Origin of the sequence: Bacillus sp. FSL R12-0074 (genome assembly GCF_038005725.1) — a bacterium.
GTDB classification, from domain to species: Bacteria; Bacillota; Bacilli; order Bacillales; family Bacillaceae_G; genus Bacillus_A; species Bacillus_A mycoides.
The window spans coordinates 39020-58551 of the sequence record NZ_JBBOTR010000003.1; the positions used below are offsets into that span (position 1 = coordinate 39020).

The following is a 19532-nucleotide window of genomic DNA, read 5'->3' on the forward strand; positions in this document are numbered from 1 at the left end:
ATTAAGCACCTCCCCCGAATAACATCAATTCTTCGTCCGTTACTTCTACATGGAAGTGAATGTTTTTTACAGCCCCAATACTTAAGATGACATCCCCTGTTGGCAAATGTGGAATCGCTGCAATCTCACTTTCACTTAACTGTCCTGCAAATACTTTTCTTAACATATCTAAACTGTTATTATCTTGTTGCATAATAAATTTGTACTGTGTAAGTTCAAAAAGCTTTTTAATTTCATCAATCATTTCTTGTGAAGATCCTTCCGGTACAAAATCTCGAATTGTATGACTTGCATATAAAAGACCTGCAAAATATTTTCGGTCTTCTCGGCTAAATTTTATTAAAAATTGTAAAGCGTGAGCACTTTCTTTTCGTGTGTTAATTATATGATGTGCTTCGTCAATAATAATGAAATATCGAATGACATCTTCAAAAGCAATTTGCTTTTTGTTAAAGGCTCTTAATTGAGGCGCACCATTTGATATCATTTCATCCCATAGGAGATTTAACACATTAAAGATTTGCGCTTGAAACACTTCTGCTTTAGAACTGGATATATTCCGTAAGGAAAAAGATACAACTTGTTCTTTCTTGAAATCTTCAATTGTAGAATGCCCATCGAATAATTGTGCATACACTTCTACTAGATTCATAAGATTTAATTCAATTAATTCTAAACGATGGATTCTACTGTCTCCTAAATTTTCATGGTGCTTTTTACTTACTACATCTTGATATAACTCTTTACGAACAAAATTTAAAAAATCAGAGAAAATAGGATATTCTTTTGGTTTTCTTGTTGTAATTTCATTTGTTGCTCCCTTTTTATCATTCCATAATTCCATACGAATATATAATTTTCGAAGCAAATTTTCATACTCTTTAATTTCATCATCTTTTGCTTCTGGTGCAATAAAGCGATAAAAAGTTGTCATTTTAGATAAATGCTGAATGAAACTAACTTCCTCACTTTCTGCTGTCTTATATACTTGAAGTGGGTTAATTTGACCTTGTGATCCATCTAATGCAATTGTTTTTCCATTCAAGTCACGTACTGTTTCCTCGAATTCACCTACAATATCAAAAATACGGATAAAATGTCCTTTACTTGCATAATCCACGGCTTTCTTTTTGAGTAAGGTTGATTTTCCAGCACCAGGCTTTCCAACCATTACACCGTTATAACTCTTTCTTTGTTTGTCTTTATGAAAAATATCAAAAATAACATTTCCTTTTGTTTTCGTTGTTCCATAATACGTACCGTATGGATCGTGCAAATAAGAATAGTGAAATGGACATCCACCAGCCAAACTGACTGCCGGAATTTCTTTCCCTTTTCTTCGGTTCACATAGTTTTTTTGTGTATCAAAACTCGTTACGAGTGCATCCCATTCATATTCTTGTTCATTTAAAAAGACAGCTCCGCGAAAGTTATAGGATTCTAATGTTTCCATGATTTCTTTCACTTGTTTTTCTAACTCATCTAATGTTCTAGCGGAAACATAGATACGGATGTGAATACGCTTCATGACTTCACCTTGTTTTAAGTCCGTATAAAGAGCTTCCAGCTCTAAGAATTCATTTTTCGCATCAATCCGATCTATATTATCTTTCGCTGTATCATGACGAACACTTTGTTCACTCATGGATTTATTAATGGATTCAACAACCTCTTTTCGGTCATCACTCATTACATCTAGTGTTGTAATCACATTGGGCATATTCATAATTTGCTCTAGCCAAAAATCATTTACCTCTGTTGGATAGTCAAACACATGAATACAATTACCCACTCCATCACCTGTTTGCACATAACTTTCTTTAAAACTTACACCCCCTTGTGGTTGGACTCTAGCTACTAAATAAGGATTGTAACCTTTTTTCTTTTTTAGTTCTTTTTGTTTTTCCTTTTTGGATTTTTTACTTTTGAACGCAAACATGTTGTTTCCCCCTCACTACCATATATTTTTCGTTCCCAATTTTGCATTTTGATTAAACAATTTAAACATAAGCTCTAGCTTTTTCTCTTCATCCACCTCTAATAGTTCGGTAGAGCGTTTGATATATCGCTTTGCTGCATCCACACGTTCTTTTACGATTAATTCCGTTTCTCCATAAATAAATAAGAAGGCTTCCCGATTTGTTCTTCCCCATTCTAAAAACTGAAGTTCTTTTAACTTCTGATTTAAAATTCGTTCATACAAAGGACTGGTACACTCTTTAATTTTCTTCTCTATATATCGTTGCTGTTCAGTAGTTTGACATGGGAAGTTTAAAAAAACGAGTTTAATGGACTGTTTGTAGGCTTGATAAAAATACGCATGTGAGAAAATAACAAATGCTTGTTCATCGCTATTCTTAGAGAACATATCGTCACCTTCAACTTGAAGAATTTCTAAAAACTCCTCATTTTTCAGCTCAAATATGCCATCCTCCGTCATATCTACGATTTGCATAATTTCCGCAATACTTTTCTTTACCTTTGGTGGTGCTTCTTTCTTTTTTCTAGATAAAAAACCTAAAAGTTTTGGATTTTTCTTTTTCGAAACATCTTTCTTTGGCTTTTCTTTCTTCTGTTTTTTTACGTTTCTTTCTACCTTTGTTTTTTCTTCTTCTTTCTTTTTGTTGGGTATCACCTTAACAATTTCTTTTGGTTCAGAAAGTGATTCTTTTACATTTTTTTCGTTAAATCGAAATGCTTTTTTCTTCGGTCTTTCTAGTTGTTTTGGCTCTTGTTTCTCTACATCTTTTTCGCTGAATAACGCCATATGTGATCCCTCCCTTATTGATCGTTATCAATGGCACAATATGCGCCTTTTCTTCTTAGCAATGTAATAATCAACACTTCATACATTCGTTTTTGAGGATTCGTACTTGGTCGCCAAATCATGATAATTGCAATAGCTGCCATGAAAATAACAAATGGTAATTGAAAGGAATCATGTACGAAGTTCCTAAGAATCATCGTTACAACTAATAAACCAATTAATAAAAAGAAATCTATTAAATAAAGCACTTTATTAATCCGTAATTCTGTACTGATTTCCTTCGGAATCCGATAGCTTCTCATCGGGATTCCCTCCTTTTCAACAATAAAAAATAAGCGTACGATTACGCTTATTTTTTATCTGTATTATTTTTGCTCACAATATCTCTCCAACTTTTACCTGTATTTTGACCCATTTGATAAAAACGCTTTGTATTCTGTACCGTTTCAGAAGTATTAATTCGTTCTTGCACTCCTCTTACTTTTTGTTTCATGGATGATGTAGTATTTTTAACTTTATCCGTTGTATATTGTCCTAATGTCCGTGTTTCCTGACTTCTACTTGCTGCCACTTCTTTATCACTTTCATAAGGAATAATCGGGCTGCTTCCGCTTGGCACTGATCTTGATGTTTCCACTGGTGCCGGACTACTTCCGCTTGGTACTGGTCTTGATGTTTCCATTGGTGCCGGGCTACTTCCGCTTGATACTGGTCTTGATGTTTCCACTGGTGCCGGGCTACTTCCACCTGGTACTGGTCTTGATGTTTCCATTGGTGCCGGGCTACTTCCACTTGGTACTGGTCTTGATGTTTCCATTGGTGCCGGGCTACTTCCGCTTGATACTGGTCTTGATGTTTCCATTGGTGCCGGGCTACTTCCGCTTGATACTGGTCTTGATGTTTCCATTGGTGCCGGGCTACTTCCACCTGGTGCTGGTCTTGATGTTTCCATTGGTGCCGGGCTACTTCCACCTGGTGCTGGTCTTGATGTTTCCATTGGTGCCGGGCTTCCTCCACTTGATACTGGTCTTGATGTTTGATTTCCTTCACTTACTCCTTGTCTTACTGTTCCTGGTGTTTGACTTCCTTCACTTGCTCCTTGTCTTACTCCTCCTGGTGTTTGACTTCCTTCACTTGCTCCTTGCCTTACCGCTCCGGCTGTTGGATTTCCTTCACTTGTTCCTTGTCTTACTGTTCCCGGTGTTTGACTTCCTTCACTTGCTCCTTGTCTTACTCCTCCTGGTGTTTGGCTTCCTTCACTCGCTCCTTGTCTCACTGTTCCTGGCGTTTGGCTTCCTTCACTTGCTCCCTGCCTTACTCCTCCTGGTGTTTGGCTTCCTTCACTTGCTCCCTGTCTTACTCCTCCTGCTGCTTGATTTCCTTCACTTGCTCCACTTACTTTTCCAGCCTCCTTCATTTCATCTTGAAGACTTGTTTTTCCTGATTCTTGCCCACTTGCTACCTCTGGTTTTTCATTCCCTTCTTTTTTCATATCTTCTTGAATAGATGGATTACCACCATTCTTTTTATCTTCTTCCTTATTTAAGTTACCTTTTTCCTTTTCTTTATTTGCTAAATCATTACCATTTGCTTTCTTCTGATCCGCCTTTTTTATTTGATCTTGCAAGGACTCTTTCTTTTCCGACTCATTCCCTTTTTTCAAACCACTTATGATACCAGCCATGCCACCTGTTGCCATCACTGCCGCACTTGCTGTTGTAGCTGCTGCACTCGCTGTTTTTGCTGCTACAACACCAGTTCCTTGTGCTGCGCCTTTCGCTCCTTTTCCAATCATATTCCCTAGACCCTTCATTGGCTTGGAATTTGCAAGACCGCCAATTCCTTTACCAAGTGCGAAACCACCTGCTAACATGCCCCAACTGCTCTTTAATCCAATATCTATCCCAAATAACCTTTCTACGACTGACGGGCCATCTAGAACTGCCATACTAAATGCCGCTAATGCAATCAGATACGGTACACCATTTAATTTGTCATGAAGAAACGCTGTTCCCATTATATATAGCTTCAAAGATAGGAATATCATAATCGTTGCTATAAATATATTGAGGATATTGGATAATACGGCTTTTAACTTTTGACCATTCGCAACATCGGCTGGTGCTAATATGTTCGCTAACAAGTAGTTAAATGCCAATTCATAAAATAACCTAGCTAATTTAATACTCACCAATAACAACGTTGCACCTGTTATCAGTAAGGTAAAGAATATATTCCAAAAATTCCAATGCCAGCGATAATACTTTTCTGGGAAGAAATCAAACCAACCATCTTTCAATTCTGCTAAAGATGCGACTCCCATCCCATCCATTACTCTTTTATTTTTTAATATTTTCTGTCCCTCATCTGATAACTTTTTATCCTTTGCAAACTCAAAATCTTTATCTATTTTTTCAGTAATATCTATCTGTCTAATGTTTTTTTCTGGAATATGATTCTTCAGACTCATGTCTTCTTTCTTTTTCCATTTATTTTCATCTATTACTGCTATATCTGTTATGTTCTTCTTAATAATTTCATCACTCAAAGAGCCTTTTTGTTCTGATTTTACAACTGCTATGGCATCATCGGTGAACTTATCAACCTTTGTCATACCAGTACTTAATAAACAAAGTACACTCAGTGTTACAAAAATATTGATGATAATTTGAGAACGGTTCATTTGTTTGTTCATAATGAACATGTAGCCAATATATAAAAATGATATGGCTAAAAGAACGACAAACAATGGATATAACATATCAACAAAATTTTGTATTTCCGGTGAATTAAAGAATCCTTTAATCCCCAGAATGGCATCTGTCACACCTTCTAAAGCATCTACAACTAAAGATAAGCCTACAATTAGGAACCATCCTAACCAACGCAATACATAATTCACGATGTCTCCTACTTGAAGATAATCCGAGAACGCTTCTATAGTTTTTAAAACCTCTTCATCTTTCACCATTTATCCTCCTCTCTTGCTTACTACTGCCCTAATACTTCCTTTGCTGTCCAATTCACCCTTTCATTCAGTCTGTCAATACGAATAATCAATTTCCCTTTTTGTTCCCGATCTACTGAAAGGAAAAGAACCGCATCTTCTAGACCAAGAATGACCTCATTTTCTTCTGTTACAAACGGCGAGTAACTATCTAAAATCAATTGCATTTTATCCGTTATTGTCGGTACGCACATTCCCTCTTCCTCCTTTAGTTTGGATTCAAAAAAGCACTCAATCATTTGAGTGCTTTTCTAACTCGTCACTTGTTCTTTTTCTTCTAAATCACGTAAGATTCGATTAATCTTGTTTTCGACTGCTTGGTAAACACTTTTGTCGATGTGGTCATTGTGAGCTAACATTTGAAATTCACTGTAAAACTCGCCCATTTCTTGATTTTCAACTTCATCTATTGATTTGCCTAACTGTGCTAAAAAGAACTTATCAACCAGTTTCAAAACCGCTAAATCAGATTCGAAAAATTCATTAACCGTTTTTTCTTTCCAATTTTCAATGGAGAGGGAATTAAACGGGCTATCTTCCTGCTGAAACGCCTCTTCCGGAATCTCTTCATCAATTCCCATCATTGTTGGTTCTTCTACTGGCTGCGTTGTCTCTATTTGGGAAGAAGCTTCTTGTTCTTGTACTTGTTCTGGTTCTGATGTTTTTTTCTCAATTTGTTCTGCCTTTCTTTCTCCTAGGAAATCTACAATGAGTTTTTTAGGATCTACATCATCATGTAGGGAGTCTATATCTATATCTAAAATAGATTTATCTGTATCGAACTCTCCCCCTAGGTATTCCCATCTATATTTTAAGGCTGTTTCTTCCGTATTATAAATTGGTCGTGGTCTGATACGTGTTCGATTATTATCTTGACGTTTTATTACACGAATAACAGTAGTTTCTCCTTCTTTAAGACTCATAAGTTCATTTGGTGTTAAAAGTGGTCGTTGATCTAGACTTTCGGTTTTGTTTTTATCTGTAGAGAGACCTTTTCCACTTCGGGAAAGTGTGTTAATTGTCTTGTTCCCAAGCTTCTTCGATACTCTTTCGGCTGTCTGTTGGTCGTTTGTTAATATATAAATGGTATTCCCACAGTTGCCATCAATGGTATCTGCATCATCTCCATATTTGTTTTTTAGTTGTGAATATGCTTGAATGATGAGATTAAAACGGATATTTCTTCCCAAACAAACCGTTGCTAACGTTGCCATTCCTTCTATACTCGGCATGTTGCCAAACTCATCCAAAATAAATACTACTTCACGATGACACCCATTACCACGAGCAAGGGATGCACCCTTGGCTAATATGAAGTAGAGCTGTCTTACGAAAATAGAAGCAATGACATGATTTGAAGAATCATAGTCAGGTGTAATCATAAAAATTGCAACTGGTTTATCAAAATAATCCACTGTCGTTATCTGTATATCTTCATTTTCTTCTACTACTTTAAATTCTGTATGACCCGTCTTTTCATCTATTTTCGTAATAGAAATAGATGTTTTCTTTTTATCAGTTCCCTTTTCACTCAATTGGATTGTATCCCCGACTTTTACTACTTGCTTAAAATCCAATGAAAAACGTCCTGTAATATCTGCTTTGATAGACTCCATTGATCCATCCGGAAAGACAATTTCTACTCGTTTTCTAGATGTTACTTTTCCTTTTATCGTTTTTCCAAACCCTACACATTTTAAATCCACACTGTTTTTCGAAGTCATTTTTGCAATTTCATCGAACGTAAAGATAGAGAGTCCGTTCATTGTTTGGGTGAAAATTCCGCCTCGTGTCGTTCCTTTCGAGAAGTTTGAGGTTGCATATTGCATTTTCGCAACACTATCTGCTGGCAACCCTTCAAAGTATAAATCTAATGCATTTTGTGGATCTGCTTTTGGATCTACGATTACCTCTTTTGATCCAAGTTCTGATAACATATTTGCTACTGCATACATTGTAATCTTTTCTTCTGTTCCTTCCGCAATACATTTATCTGTAACGGCTAATATCATGGCATTGCACAAGCTCATAGCACATTGTTGCCAAAAAGGATCTTTGACAGTTGGGTTGTAATACAAGGTGTGAGAAAGTGTTTTACATAGTGATTGAGCTGTTGAATAATCTCCATCTTTATAGGCATCTTTGACCAGTTGTAATAAGTTATAACTCATAGAATCAAGTGGGTTTAACAAATTTAACACTTCAATGTGATACCCTCGTTTTTCCAAAGTTTCTTTGGATGCGCTAAAAATTTCCCCCTTTGGATCATTGATTATTAATGAAGGCTTATGTTCCGCTCTAGAATAGACATCAATCGTTGGAAATACAAAGGTTTCCCCTTTACCAGAGCGAGTTGTACCAATGATTAAATTGTTTACGGGGCTATCATCAATGAATACTTTTTCACCTAGTCGAGAGATAACAACACCACCGCCACCTTTAAATGGTTCCTCTCGATCTGGTACGGCTCGATATTGCTTTTTCAGCTCTTCAACTGTTGTAAAGCGACTAGATCCTTTCTCATAATTATTTAAATTTTTAAAGGAAGATTTCAGTTTGTATACTGTTCTTACTATTGTTCCAATCACTACAAGGAAAACAACCAAGTAATAAATGGGGTGCTCTGCAATCGGCATTCGAAAAAGAAATCCTATATCCATATGAAATGGCTTGGGATGTAATAAGTCACTAAATGTTGTTTCTATCAGCTCTAAAGATAAATTGAGTAAAAAATTAGCGATTAAAAACATTCCAACAAACAAAAAAGTACTCAACGGAATGAGTACTTTTTTTTCAGCTAACTTATATTTAATTGATACCTGTTCATTATACATATCAAAGAATCACCTCTGTTCAATCTAACCACACTTATTACTTCTTAAAGCCAAAACCCGAATCATAATGATATTTTTCATACTCTGTTATCTTATCAAAACCATTCGTTACATTTAAACATATAACATACCGAAACTTCTTAGCAATTTGGGTATCTGATGGCATTTCTTGAAAACTTGCTATTACTTTTATATTGGCATCCTTCATTTGTTGAAGAAAACATATAAAGTCTTCCTGACATAAACAACTTGTTTCATCAACAATCACATATTCAAATTGTTTAGCTAAATCTATCACATCTTTTGTAATCTTGAACCGTCGGTATCCATCACTAATTTCGTAGTCTAAATATTGTAAAGTCACATGACCACCTGTTTGTTTCTCTAATTCCTCGTACTCTTTCAATGGATCTAACACTAAAACTTTTTGCAAGCTTAAAGCTATTCTCTTCAATTCCCTCGTTTTTCCTGTCCCCACTCTACCTACCACCATTAAACTATTATCTAGATTTGAAATTTGTACTGCATTTGTACTATTAACAAACATTTATATGACTCCTTTCAGCGAAAAATTAGATTACATGTATTTTCAAATTAAAAAGGCACTCTTTTTATGAGTACCTTTTTGGCAATACCAGTTGATTTTTTCATTATTTACTCACTACTATTTTTCATTTTGTTTCAGAACTGGATTCTCTGAATTTGTTGGTTTCTCTGGATCCGTTGGTGGATCTACTGGCGGTTTTGGTTTCTCTGGATCCGTTGGCGGGTCTACTGGCGGTTTCGGCTTTTCTGGATCCGTTGGCGGATCTACTGGCGGTTTTGGCTTCTCTGGATCCGTTGGTGGATCTACTGGCGGTTTCGGTTTCTCTGGATCCGTCGGTGGATCTACTGGCGGTTTTGGCTTCTCTGGATCCGTTGGTGGATCTACTGGCGGTTTCGGTTTCTCTGGATCCGTTGGTGGATCTACTGGCGGTTTCGGTTTCTCTGGATCCGTTGGTGGATCTACTGGCGGATCTACCGGCGGTTTTGGTTTCTCTGGATCCGTTGGTGGATCTACTGGCGGATCTACCGGTGGTTTCGGCTTTTCTGGATCCGTTGGTGGATCTACTGGCGGTTTTGGCTTTTCTGGATCCGTTGGTGGATCTACTGGCGGTTTTGGTTTCTCTAGATCTGTTGGTTCCTCTGGTTCTGTTAGTTTCGGTTTTTCTGTCCCTGTATTTTCCGTATTACCATTCTCACCTTCCGGTGTAACTGGTGGAAGAATATCTCCTATACTCGCTACTGAAGAATCAATATTTTGATCGCCAAAAGCAAAATGATCTCCGTTCAGGGTTACTTGTGGTTTATTATCTGTAATAGCTGCAATCACATTATCTTTTGTCGTATCTTGAAGTGATTTATCTGTTGTTTCTTTATCAAAGAGTGCTAGAACACGAGAAGTGGTTTCATCTCCATTTTGAAGATTACTTACAATGGATTTTTCTTTGAAATTAATTTTTGATTTATCAATCTCATCTAGTACATAAGCAACTTCATTATCTTTACTTTGAATTGCGTTCTCTGTAATTGCTTCGAAATCTTGTTTGTTCAGATTTTCTTTCTTTTCCTCCGGCTTATTCTTATCTACTTTTTTTGTAATAGCTGGTTTACTTTTTGATGATTCCTTGCTTCCAAACCAACTGCACCCTGTCGTACTCAATATCAATGAACCACCAAGAAAAACAATTCCCATTTTTTTGTACAGATTCTCATAATTTAATGGCATGTTATTTTTTCCCCCTTAGATGTCCTTTAGATCTTTATCAATTTTTTCAATCTTAGTTTTCTTTTCCTCTTCACTTATCGTAGATTGTTGAACATCTCGTTTTTCTAATTCTTTGACCTCCTTCATCAAGTTTTTATTTCCTTGTGTTTTGGCAAAAGAATAACACTCTTCATATTTTTTTAGATTTACAAAAGCTTCAACGATGAGCTTTTCACGTCTACCATCCATATTGACTTTCCCTTTAAGCTTGATTACCTCCTCATATTTCTTATTAAGCGCTGCCTTTTCAAAGTCGATTACATCATTTTTGACATCAATTTCATTGATTTTATTCATGTTGTCTATCCCGATAAAATAAGCAACCACACTTTCTGCAAATTTCGGCTCATATTGTAATGCCTTATTTGCCCTTCCATTTAATAAATAAGTAAATAAAACTGCCTTCTGACTATCTTTATCTAATTCAGTGTAATTGACCTTATCAAAGTATTTAACGGCTTCTCCATACTGTTGAATGGCTGCCTGTTGTAATCCTTTTACTACATATTGTTCAGAACCAGCATTTACACTCGAAACCGGCTTGGAAGAGAATAGTTTAAAGGCAAATATGGCACCAGCTCCAATTAACACCACACTTCCTATGACACTCGCAATCATCTTGAATCCTTTTCTATTTTCCTTTCCAGGCTTTACTTGTGTTTTCACTTCATCCGATGGACTATAGGAGGGTTCCTCCTTTCTTTCTGGTAATTCTTCTTGATATTCATATTCTTCATGAAAAGGAGAATCATTGATTTCCCTTTCTAACGTTTCTAACAGCTCCTTCTTTTGTTCCTCTTGTTCCGGATCTAATTGCATCACATTCATTTTTTTAGAAATATGGTCAAAAATATGATCCGCATATCTCGAACCCAGTGATAATGTACCGTTATAGATTTCATTAGAATGACCATCTAACAAATCAAAATCAATATGTTCTTGGCGCCCTGCTTCTCTATAAACACGCTCTAATCGTTTGGTTAAGGTATAGGCTTCATGAAACAAATATTGCTTACCCGACTGAATTTCTGTTCCATTATTACTCTTAAAAATGACAAACATGGCTTCTCCTTTCTCACATTTACTTTAAATCCCATGAAAAAAGGCAACAAAAAAAGCCATACCCTTTGCATAGCTTCCTCATTGCCCTATTCATATTTATTCACTACTTCATCCAAAGAAATGGAAATAAGATTTGACCAAATTTAACATTACTATTTACACTCTCTGCTAAGTATTGGCATCCCATTACGATAACGAGTCCGGCTGCCCCACCAACAAACCACCAAATACATTTATGTCTCCCTCGTTCACCACCCCAAATTAATAGATAAGCGCCCCAGCAAAATACAATAGCTGTACTCACCATTGCTCCTCTTTGCATCCAAGTAATAAATGAATTACCCGTATTAATTAGACCATCCATCGCATCACCTAACACTAACATTTGAGCTACTGTTTCCATCATAGACATATACATTCACTCCCTTTTCATTTTTAGATGCTCACACGTTACTAAGCTGACTTGACTCATTCGGCTTGCTGTCTTCTTTTACTTCTGTTGATATTGCCTTATAAGCTTGCAAAGCTTTCATTACTAGATCTTGATTTTCTTCAATGTATTTCTGATGATGTAAATGAAGCCAATGGTTATAATCCTGACCATTGGCTCTTAATAGGTTTGCTACCATTTCTTTTTCCTTTTTTAATTCCTTCTGTGTAATCGCCACTGTATCACCACCTTTCAATGATTATGTGATTACTTCTGATATTGCTCTTTGCAATTTTTAACAAAATAGGTAACTTCTTTTTCTAGTTCGGATTCTTTAAACGTGGAAAAATCAATATCTTTTTTCAATTTTCCTTTTTCATAATAAGCAAGGGCATCTCTTCTTTGTGATAATCCCCAATCATAAGGATTACTTGAAGGTGGAACCTCCTCGCTTTCTTCATCTAACTCTTGTATCTGAACTTTTTCTTGCTGCGCTACTTTTTTTACAATATGAAGCCAATTTTCTCTTTTCTTCTTAGTGGAATTTAGCATAACAAATCCTGTGCCATCCTCACTCATGAACTTCTTCATTTCTAACGGACTAAGTTCCATTACTTCCCCTTTTCCCGAACTAAAGACAAATGTTGAACCAATACCAATTGCAATTAACAGTCCAACTACAGCGGAAATGATCCACCCTTTACGACTCATATTTGTTCCTCCCTATGCTATATTTTTATAAGCGATTTTGAAGTGTGATGAGACACATTTAAACTTCAACATCTGTCTTTATTTTATAACATTTATAGGAAAATGGGATAGAAAATGGAAATATCATTTATGGCTGGAATGACGAACCCTGTATTGGCATGCGTATAGATACTAACCCCGACCTAGCTTCTATATGCCCAACACCGCACTACGTATTTTGGCGTGAACGTAGAACCTTATGTATCTACTGTTTGTGATGTTCGTCGCTTCTTCAGAATGTCAACATGGGATATTCCTCACGATTACTGACACAAACAGATCTTTGATACAATGCATTTCTAATGGTCACAGATAGGAGTTTTACGTACCCACTCTTCTAACGATAATCGTATACCTAACCCCTCTAGTGACCGTTTCAAGGGAGGCACGCATATATATTGAAAGCCGTATATCATCCTTCTACATCATTACTTTAAGGAAGAAAGAAATACGCAATATATATCTAAATTGTCAAAGAGCAACTTACTTTGTGCTATGTTCTCAGCACACTTCAAAATCGCTTTTTTTATTTACACTTTTGTTTTACGGCTACTAGTTCCGCTTGTTTATGTTTCCTTTTTGCGATCAAGTTTTGATGTTCGTCTCTGACAGAACGCACTTGATAATAAATTTGAGCTACATTTTCAATGCTTCCTGTGTTATTTTCAATTGCGATGGTGCCTTTCAGTTCGTATGTTTTTCCATCAAAAGTTTTGACACTATGAGCTTGTGATGCGGCAATATCATAGAATGTGAGCCTTTGTTCTTTTCCCATATGAACGCCTCCTATTTTTGATAAAGAAGGGAGAAAAGCGCTTCTCCCTTGTATAGTTTTCTAGCCATCTAGATAGGATGAAATAGTGAACGAGTGCTTCATATCATGCTAGGATTGTTGTGTTATACGAGGTTATGATGCGTTGTGCTGCCTCTTTTCCGTATATGTGCTGTAATGCGGATTGAGATTCAACTACGATTGAATGATGAATGTGGTATGTTGCGCTTTCTTTTAAAAACTGCTCCATATGAGGGATCGGGTACAAATCATATTGATGAAATACCAGGTGAATCGGTCTTATATTCTTGCATTCTGTTAGATATTGAAGAAAATCCGATAACGCTTCTCCTCTATCTTGATACGTACTTGCTTGTGTTTCTACACTGATATACACAACTGCTTTTTCCTCTATATCCATTTGAAGCGTTTCATAACCAGCTAATAAATCATGTTTGAATATGAGATACCCTTGCTCTTGTTTCTCTTTGTATGTGTCTTCAAAAAAGATACCTTTCGGATCAAAAATGAAAATAAAATCATCGTTTGTTTCTTTTACACCCTCTATGACCGATTTATAAGCCCCAAATCGAGCTTTTATCACACCTGCAATCTTTTCCTTTTCATCCATCTCTTTCAACGCTCTAATCACCTTTGTATACTTCTTAGCTACGCCTAACATGTATTGAACTCCTTCCTATTTCATTTCCCTCTTATAACTACTACTGAAACCAAAAATACTCTTTTGGTTCCCCTTGCTTTTCACGTTGATGTTTTTCAAGAATGTATAACAAAGTGATAGTTATCGCATCCCTTGTTTCTTTTGAATAAAGACCTAGCTCATGGAAGATATGATAAGCTGGATGCTCATTTTCAAGCGAATTTACTACTTCTACCAAGTTCGCTTCACTTTCATATATTTTTTCAGTGAACTCAATAACTTTTTTCACATCTAGGTAATATAGGTTTTTATGTCGTTGATCCAGATACAAAATACTTCCTGCCAATAATTTTGTAGCGGATTCTATCCAATAATCATGTTGCTTTAATGGTTTCATTACAGTTTGAGCGATTGAAATTGCTTGCATCAATCCTTCAGGCAACCAAGCACTCTTGCGATGCATAACGTCTTCCCCAAGTTTCCCTAATTTTTTCGTTTTACCGACGTAGATTTCTGACATCTCATTTCATCTCCCTCTCGGTTTCTTATATCTTGCTCCCTATCCAAAAAACAACTGTCCAAATGGGAATTACGAGTATACATGCATTACGAAATCCAATAGCAAAACCAAGCGGATTTTCATCTATTTTACTAAAATGAGATTGGTATTTTGTCATATACTATTAGTCCTTTCACGATTGAGCTTTTTTTCGATTTCTTACTGCAAATACAGCTCCAATTAAGCCAAGTGCGACACATACAAGACCAATCCATTTTATGTATGGATTTTCGACTTTACCGCCTGTTGTCGGAAGATAAGTTTCGATTTTCTTTGGTGTTTGTTCTAGTTGTGGTTTCATAATAATCTGTTGTGGCTTCTCTAGTTGTGGAATGACAGGTTTTTCGGTTACTTTTGGTTGTTCCGGCACCTGTGGTTGTGGTGTCTCTGGTTTTTGTGGTTGTTCTGGTTGTGGTGTCTCTGGTGTAGGTGGTGTCGGTTTCTTCTGATCCTTCACCGTATGCTTAATGATTTGACCATCCTCTTTAATTTCAAAAGAGAATATTTCTTCATTTAGTAAATATCCTTCTGGTGCAAATGTTTCTTTATATGTGTACTTTCCATATGGAAGCTTAAATTTCGCAATGCCGTTTTGATCCGTTTTTCCTTTTACAACTTCTTCACCTTTTTCGTTAAAGATGGTAAATTCAGCATTTGGAAGCTTATTGTTGCCATCCGCAATATCTACCTTGCTAATCTCCAATTCTCCTGTGATGTGCTTATTTTTCGCTGTTAGCATGATTGTCTTTCCTTGTTCCGAGATACTAAAAGAAATAGGCTCTTTTGTTAACACATAGCCAGTTGGCGCTTGCTTCTCAACAAATGAGTATGCCCCAAATGGTAAGTCTTTTACTTCAACCAAGCCGTTTTTATCACTTTTGTGTTCGCTAATTTTCTTTCCTTTACTATCTTGAAGAATGAACACCGCACCTTCTAATTTTTTATCTGGATTCTCTCCATCTACTTTTAGAAGTTGCACGTTTCCTTTTACTTCTTTATTTTCAACCGTAAATGTCAGTGTTTTTCCTTGTTCTTTGATCTCGAATGGATATTTTGTTTGATTAAGAAGATATCCTTCTACCCCTTTTGTCTCAACAAAATAATACTTTCCATATGGAAGATCCTTCACTTGTGCAATCCCTTGCTCGTTTGTAGTTGTTTTTGTGATTTCTTTTCCCTCTGCTGTATACACTGTGAACTCTACTTTTGGAAGAGTTTTTCCGCTATCACTTAATTTCTTAATCTCAATGTTTCCTTTTACTTTTACGTTTTGTACTGTAATCGTAGCAACCTCGCCTGTTTTCACTTCAATCTGTTGTGGCTGCCCATTCAATACATAACCAGTAGGCGATTTTATCTCTTTAAGAGTATAAGTTCCGATTTCTAAACCAGAAAGACTTGCTGAACCTTGCTCATTCGTAGTCATTGTGCCTACTTTTTGATTTACACTGTTCATGACTTCAAATACTGCACCTTGTAGCAATTCTTTTTGTTCTCCCTCTTTTACAACTTTCAATCCACCAAGGGATTTCCAGTTTACTTGTAGATCGGCACTCACTTTTTCCTCATTTTTTTCTAAAAGGACTGTTGCATCTTGGACTTTATCAGTTCCTTGATATGCTACTGCCTGCAAATTAGAAAGATTAGATGTTACTTTTAAGGAAAAGTTACCTGTTTGAGAGGATTTCGGTATCAAAATACGGAATTGTTCTCCTAAATTGAATTGTTGTTTTGCTTCACCTTTTGTTGAAACAACTTTCGTTCCATTCGGTGCATTAGCTAGTTGAACTGTAAAGACACCGTTCTTAGCGTTACTTTCAATTTGATACACTGTCGTTTCAAAGTACTCACCGTTTAGCTTTGCTTCTTGATTGTCTGTTGGTGTTACATTCATGTACAGGTTTTGTGTTTCTTGGCTTTTATTCGCACCACCAATAATAGCTTTTACAGCTTTCGCAACATTTCCATTACGATGCTGAACTTCGTTAATGTCAATTTGACCCAACGCTGCCCAAACACTTAGCTGTGTCGCGTAATGCGCTTCTTTCCAGTTAGAAACACCTAATTCTTCTGGACTCTTTTGTGGATATCCATTTAGAAGAACCCGATACACAACATCATCTGTGCGCCCCATTTCCGGAAGATCATTACCGTTAGGACTTAATTTCCCATACGTTAAGCAATACGCAATTTGCCCATTCGTATTCTTCAGCAACTCTGTCCGTAGGTTTTTCCCATACATGGGACTAAAACTCCAATCCATTTCGTACTTCTCACGATTGATGACTTCAGCACTTGCCTTAGTAAGTGGAAATACAAAACTTAAGACAATTAGAAGCATACTCATAGCAATGAGTAACGTTTGATACGATCGTTTCAACATACTAACAGCTCCCTCAAATGATATGCAGTTTTCAAAGATCTATAAAAACTAAATTTTCAGATTTATCAACTTAAAAAAACTAATTATGTTATCCCTTTTCTGTATTGTTCATTTACAATATAGATGTATAATTATTGTTTAATGAGTAAATGAAATTTGTTTCATTCTAGTCTTGCTCGATAGTAAGTAGCAAAAAACAGTTTTTCAATTGGTTCATTGAAAATATTCGCAAGAACTTTTGCCCTATTTTCAATAACTCCTTTTGTACCAGTTTCAATGTGATACAGAGTTTTTATGGGTATTTCAGAAGCATGCGACAGCTCTTGAATTGTTAACCCTTTTGATTCTCTCATATTGCGTATAACAGTCAATTCCTCACCCCCTTAATCACATTCTATTCTCCTTAAAGTAGAATGTCAATCCTTTTAGGATACTTTTTTATCCCAAAGGTGAATTTCTTTCACCTTTGGGGCTGATTAATATCCCGAAAGTGAAAAAATAGATTGGAGTGAAATAGATGATACAGAATTATTTCGGGGAAAATGTAAGAATTCTAAGAACACTTAAAGGATTAAGTATGAAGGAGTTTGGTGATGTTTTAGGAGTCGCCAATAGTACTATTTCCAACTGGGAAAATAACAGGAAAGAGCCAAGTTTTGAAATGCTCCAAAAGATTTCCATTTATTTCAATGTAAGTACTGATCGACTCCTAAATCATAAAATTGGTGATGAAGCTCTTACAACTGAAGATCGAAAATTAATTGTAGAACGTTTAGCGCAAGATTTGTATGAAAGTTATAAAAGTATTCCTGATAAAGATAAACCCTTATTAGAAAATGAGTTAATTGAGTATGCAAAATACTTAACACATAGAATTGAGACTAAAAATAAATTAAAACATAGCTGAAAAACATTATTCTTCCTGGAAATTTCCAATTAACAGTAATAATTCACGATAAGTTTCTAAAATTTGATTATCCTGGTCAATCATTTCATTAAACCATTCTTGATTAAGATTCATTTTATAATCCTCCCGTATTTTACGTGAATTTTATGTGTTAGTGGCACGAAATTTTCACACTTTTTAATAATGAACCACCATTATAAAGTACGAAAGACGCTACTTTTTAGTAGCGTCTTTCTTGCTTAAACGGCTTAACCACCACCGGGGTCGACCATCCTTTGCATAACATATTTATTTGTATCTTGCGCTTTTGCATGTTGTGAATCTGGTGTTTCTAATTGAAAAAACGATGTCAATAGCATTACGGTATATAACGTAACCGCTAAAAATTTATTCACTTGACTTCACCTCTTCTTTTAATAACTCTTTCTTGACGTATTGCGAATAAAAAATATTACCTGTTAGTTCAAAAGATTCTAAAGATTCCTTTAATCCTATTATATCATTATTCACTTTCGAAAACGAATACTGTTGGAAAGCCGTGAATTTTTTACCATCTTTTCTCAGATCTTCAAATAGTTCAATTCCTTTTTTCCAATCACCATGCATACATTCAAAAAAAGCCTTTTCAGATGAATGAATAATGTCAAATCTTATTTCATCTAAATTAATACCATTTTCTATATACAAATGCGCTAGTGTAGTATGAAACGCTAAATACTTTTGTGTTTTTTGTGGAACTTGAATACTTTCACAAAGAGAAATGGCTTTCTTAATATACTTCTCAGCTGTAGATGGACATTCAAACGTGAAACTTTCTCCTAAACAGCACCATGCTGTAGCCTTAACAATAGAAATGTCCAATTCAGAATCTAAAATTTCATAACATATATTGCGGCATCTTTCCAAATCATTTCTCATTAAATATATATAAGCCAGTCGCTCTTTATATTTCATTTGCAAGCATCGCTTAACATACTCTTGTTCCACTTCTTTTAAAATTACATCTGTACGATCGGCATAAGGGATAACAGCATTATAATTTTGCTTATCATACATAGCTTCCATATACAAAATATTTAAGGCTGCTTGACACACTGTATCTGAAGAGAAATCTTTAGCATACATCTCATCCAGAAGTTGCTGACCTCTTGCTATATTTTGATTCCTTTTATTCTGTATTTGATAAACTGCTATATACTTCTTTAACCCCTTTGTATCTGCATGTTTTTCTATAATATCTGCTATTAATTTGTATTCTCCCATTGCTTGACAATAGCATAATGCTTTTTGTACATTTAATGGTGTTCTACAAAGAAGAATATACTCATGAAGGATTTTTCTTTGTTCTTCCGAACTATCACAAATGGCTTGAACTAACTTTAAGAAAATCTCAAATTTAAACTCTTCTGTTTTACATTGAAGTCCGTTATCAATTGTTGTTTTACTCGTTCCAATTTCCTTTGCTAGTTGTCTACTACTTATTTTCTTTTCAGCTTTAATTTTCGACAGTTTTTCCATTAAATTCTCCAATGTAAAGCCCCCTCCCAAGCACAAGACACATTACCCAATACAAATTATTAAAAAGACGTTTTA

At 35.7% G+C, this 19532-nt stretch carries 19 protein-coding genes; 1 reads left to right on the forward strand and 18 read right to left on the reverse strand.

Annotation, left to right across the window (positions count from 1 at the left end; all coding sequences use genetic code 11):
• Position 1: 1 nt before the first annotated feature.
• The 17 genes from NSS97_RS29175 to NSS97_RS29255 all read right to left on the reverse strand — a co-directional run bounded on the left by NSS97_RS29175 (position 2) and on the right by NSS97_RS29255 (position 17403).
• Entirely contained in the window at positions 2 to 1939 is a 1938-nt protein-coding gene (locus NSS97_RS29175) for a VirB4 family type IV secretion system protein (protein ID WP_341115071.1), read from the reverse strand.
• Positions 1940 to 1954: 15 nt separating this feature from the next.
• The gene (locus NSS97_RS29180) at positions 1955 to 2767 is read right to left on the reverse strand and encodes a hypothetical protein (protein WP_016128053.1); all 813 of its coding nucleotides are present in this window, start codon (positions 2765 to 2767) and stop codon (positions 1955 to 1957) included.
• A 14-nt stretch (positions 2768 to 2781) separates the two neighbouring features.
• Complete coding sequence (locus NSS97_RS29185; RefSeq protein ID WP_002130425.1) at positions 2782 to 3069, reverse strand: DUF5592 family protein; 288 nt, start codon at positions 3067 to 3069, stop codon at positions 2782 to 2784.
• Positions 3070 to 3116: 47 nt separating this feature from the next.
• Positions 3117 to 5735 (reverse strand): pLS20_p028 family conjugation system transmembrane protein, encoded by a 2619-nt coding sequence (locus NSS97_RS29190; protein WP_341115074.1) that lies wholly within the window; start codon positions 5733 to 5735, stop codon positions 3117 to 3119.
• Positions 5736 to 5758: 23 nt separating this feature from the next.
• Entirely contained in the window at positions 5759 to 5968 is a 210-nt protein-coding gene (locus NSS97_RS29195) for a hypothetical protein (RefSeq protein ID WP_000338017.1), read from the reverse strand.
• A gap of 57 nt (positions 5969 to 6025) precedes the next feature.
• Entirely contained in the window at positions 6026 to 8608 is a 2583-nt protein-coding gene (locus NSS97_RS29200; protein ID WP_341115076.1) for a VirD4-like conjugal transfer protein, CD1115 family, read from the reverse strand.
• Between the two features lie 37 nt (positions 8609 to 8645).
• On the reverse strand, positions 8646 to 9155 hold the full coding sequence (locus tag NSS97_RS29205) for an ATP-binding protein (protein ID WP_131929591.1): 510 nt from the start codon (positions 9153 to 9155) through the stop codon (positions 8646 to 8648).
• 117 nt (positions 9156 to 9272) lie between these two features.
• Complete coding sequence (locus NSS97_RS29210; RefSeq protein ID WP_341115079.1) at positions 9273 to 10376, reverse strand: hypothetical protein; 1104 nt, start codon at positions 10374 to 10376, stop codon at positions 9273 to 9275.
• Between the two features lie 15 nt (positions 10377 to 10391).
• A complete protein-coding gene (locus NSS97_RS29215; protein WP_341115081.1) occupies positions 10392 to 11477 on the reverse strand; it encodes a hypothetical protein in 1086 nt (361 codons plus the stop codon).
• 103 nt (positions 11478 to 11580) lie between these two features.
• Entirely contained in the window at positions 11581 to 11889 is a 309-nt protein-coding gene (locus NSS97_RS29220; protein ID WP_131929631.1) for a hypothetical protein, read from the reverse strand.
• A 31-nt stretch (positions 11890 to 11920) separates the two neighbouring features.
• Complete coding sequence (locus NSS97_RS29225) at positions 11921 to 12145, reverse strand: hypothetical protein (RefSeq protein WP_131929634.1); 225 nt, start codon at positions 12143 to 12145, stop codon at positions 11921 to 11923.
• A 29-nt stretch (positions 12146 to 12174) separates the two neighbouring features.
• Positions 12175 to 12618, reverse strand: coding sequence for a hypothetical protein (locus NSS97_RS29230; protein WP_341115086.1), 444 nt, complete (start codon positions 12616 to 12618; stop codon positions 12175 to 12177).
• 565 nt (positions 12619 to 13183) lie between these two features.
• Complete coding sequence (locus NSS97_RS29235) at positions 13184 to 13432, reverse strand: hypothetical protein (RefSeq protein WP_002090828.1); 249 nt, start codon at positions 13430 to 13432, stop codon at positions 13184 to 13186.
• 103 nt (positions 13433 to 13535) lie between these two features.
• Positions 13536 to 14111 (reverse strand): TraM recognition domain-containing protein, encoded by a 576-nt coding sequence (locus tag NSS97_RS29240; protein WP_341115088.1) that lies wholly within the window; start codon positions 14109 to 14111, stop codon positions 13536 to 13538.
• Positions 14112 to 14151: 40 nt separating this feature from the next.
• Positions 14152 to 14610 (reverse strand): TRAG family protein, encoded by a 459-nt coding sequence (locus tag NSS97_RS29245; RefSeq protein ID WP_215582590.1) that lies wholly within the window; start codon positions 14608 to 14610, stop codon positions 14152 to 14154.
• Between the two features lie 172 nt (positions 14611 to 14782).
• Positions 14783 to 17032 (reverse strand): SpaA isopeptide-forming pilin-related protein, encoded by a 2250-nt coding sequence (locus tag NSS97_RS29250; protein ID WP_131929492.1) that lies wholly within the window; start codon positions 17030 to 17032, stop codon positions 14783 to 14785.
• A gap of 161 nt (positions 17033 to 17193) precedes the next feature.
• Positions 17194 to 17403, reverse strand: a complete 210-nt coding sequence (locus NSS97_RS29255) for a helix-turn-helix domain-containing protein (protein WP_131929494.1) — start codon at positions 17401 to 17403, stop codon at positions 17194 to 17196.
• 146 nt (positions 17404 to 17549) lie between these two features.
• Here NSS97_RS29255 and NSS97_RS29260 point away from each other — a divergent pair, with 146 nt between their 5' ends.
• The gene (locus tag NSS97_RS29260; RefSeq protein WP_131929496.1) at positions 17550 to 17939 is read left to right on the forward strand and encodes a helix-turn-helix domain-containing protein; all 390 of its coding nucleotides are present in this window, start codon (positions 17550 to 17552) and stop codon (positions 17937 to 17939) included.
• Positions 17940 to 18326: 387 nt separating this feature from the next.
• Here NSS97_RS29260 and NSS97_RS29265 read toward each other — a convergent pair whose 3' ends face one another.
• Positions 18327 to 19457 carry an AimR family lysis-lysogeny pheromone receptor gene (locus NSS97_RS29265; RefSeq protein ID WP_131929502.1) on the reverse strand — a complete coding sequence of 377 codons (1131 nt, stop codon included), beginning with the start codon at positions 19455 to 19457 and terminating at the stop codon, positions 18327 to 18329.
• Positions 19458 to 19532: the final 75 nt, after the last annotated feature.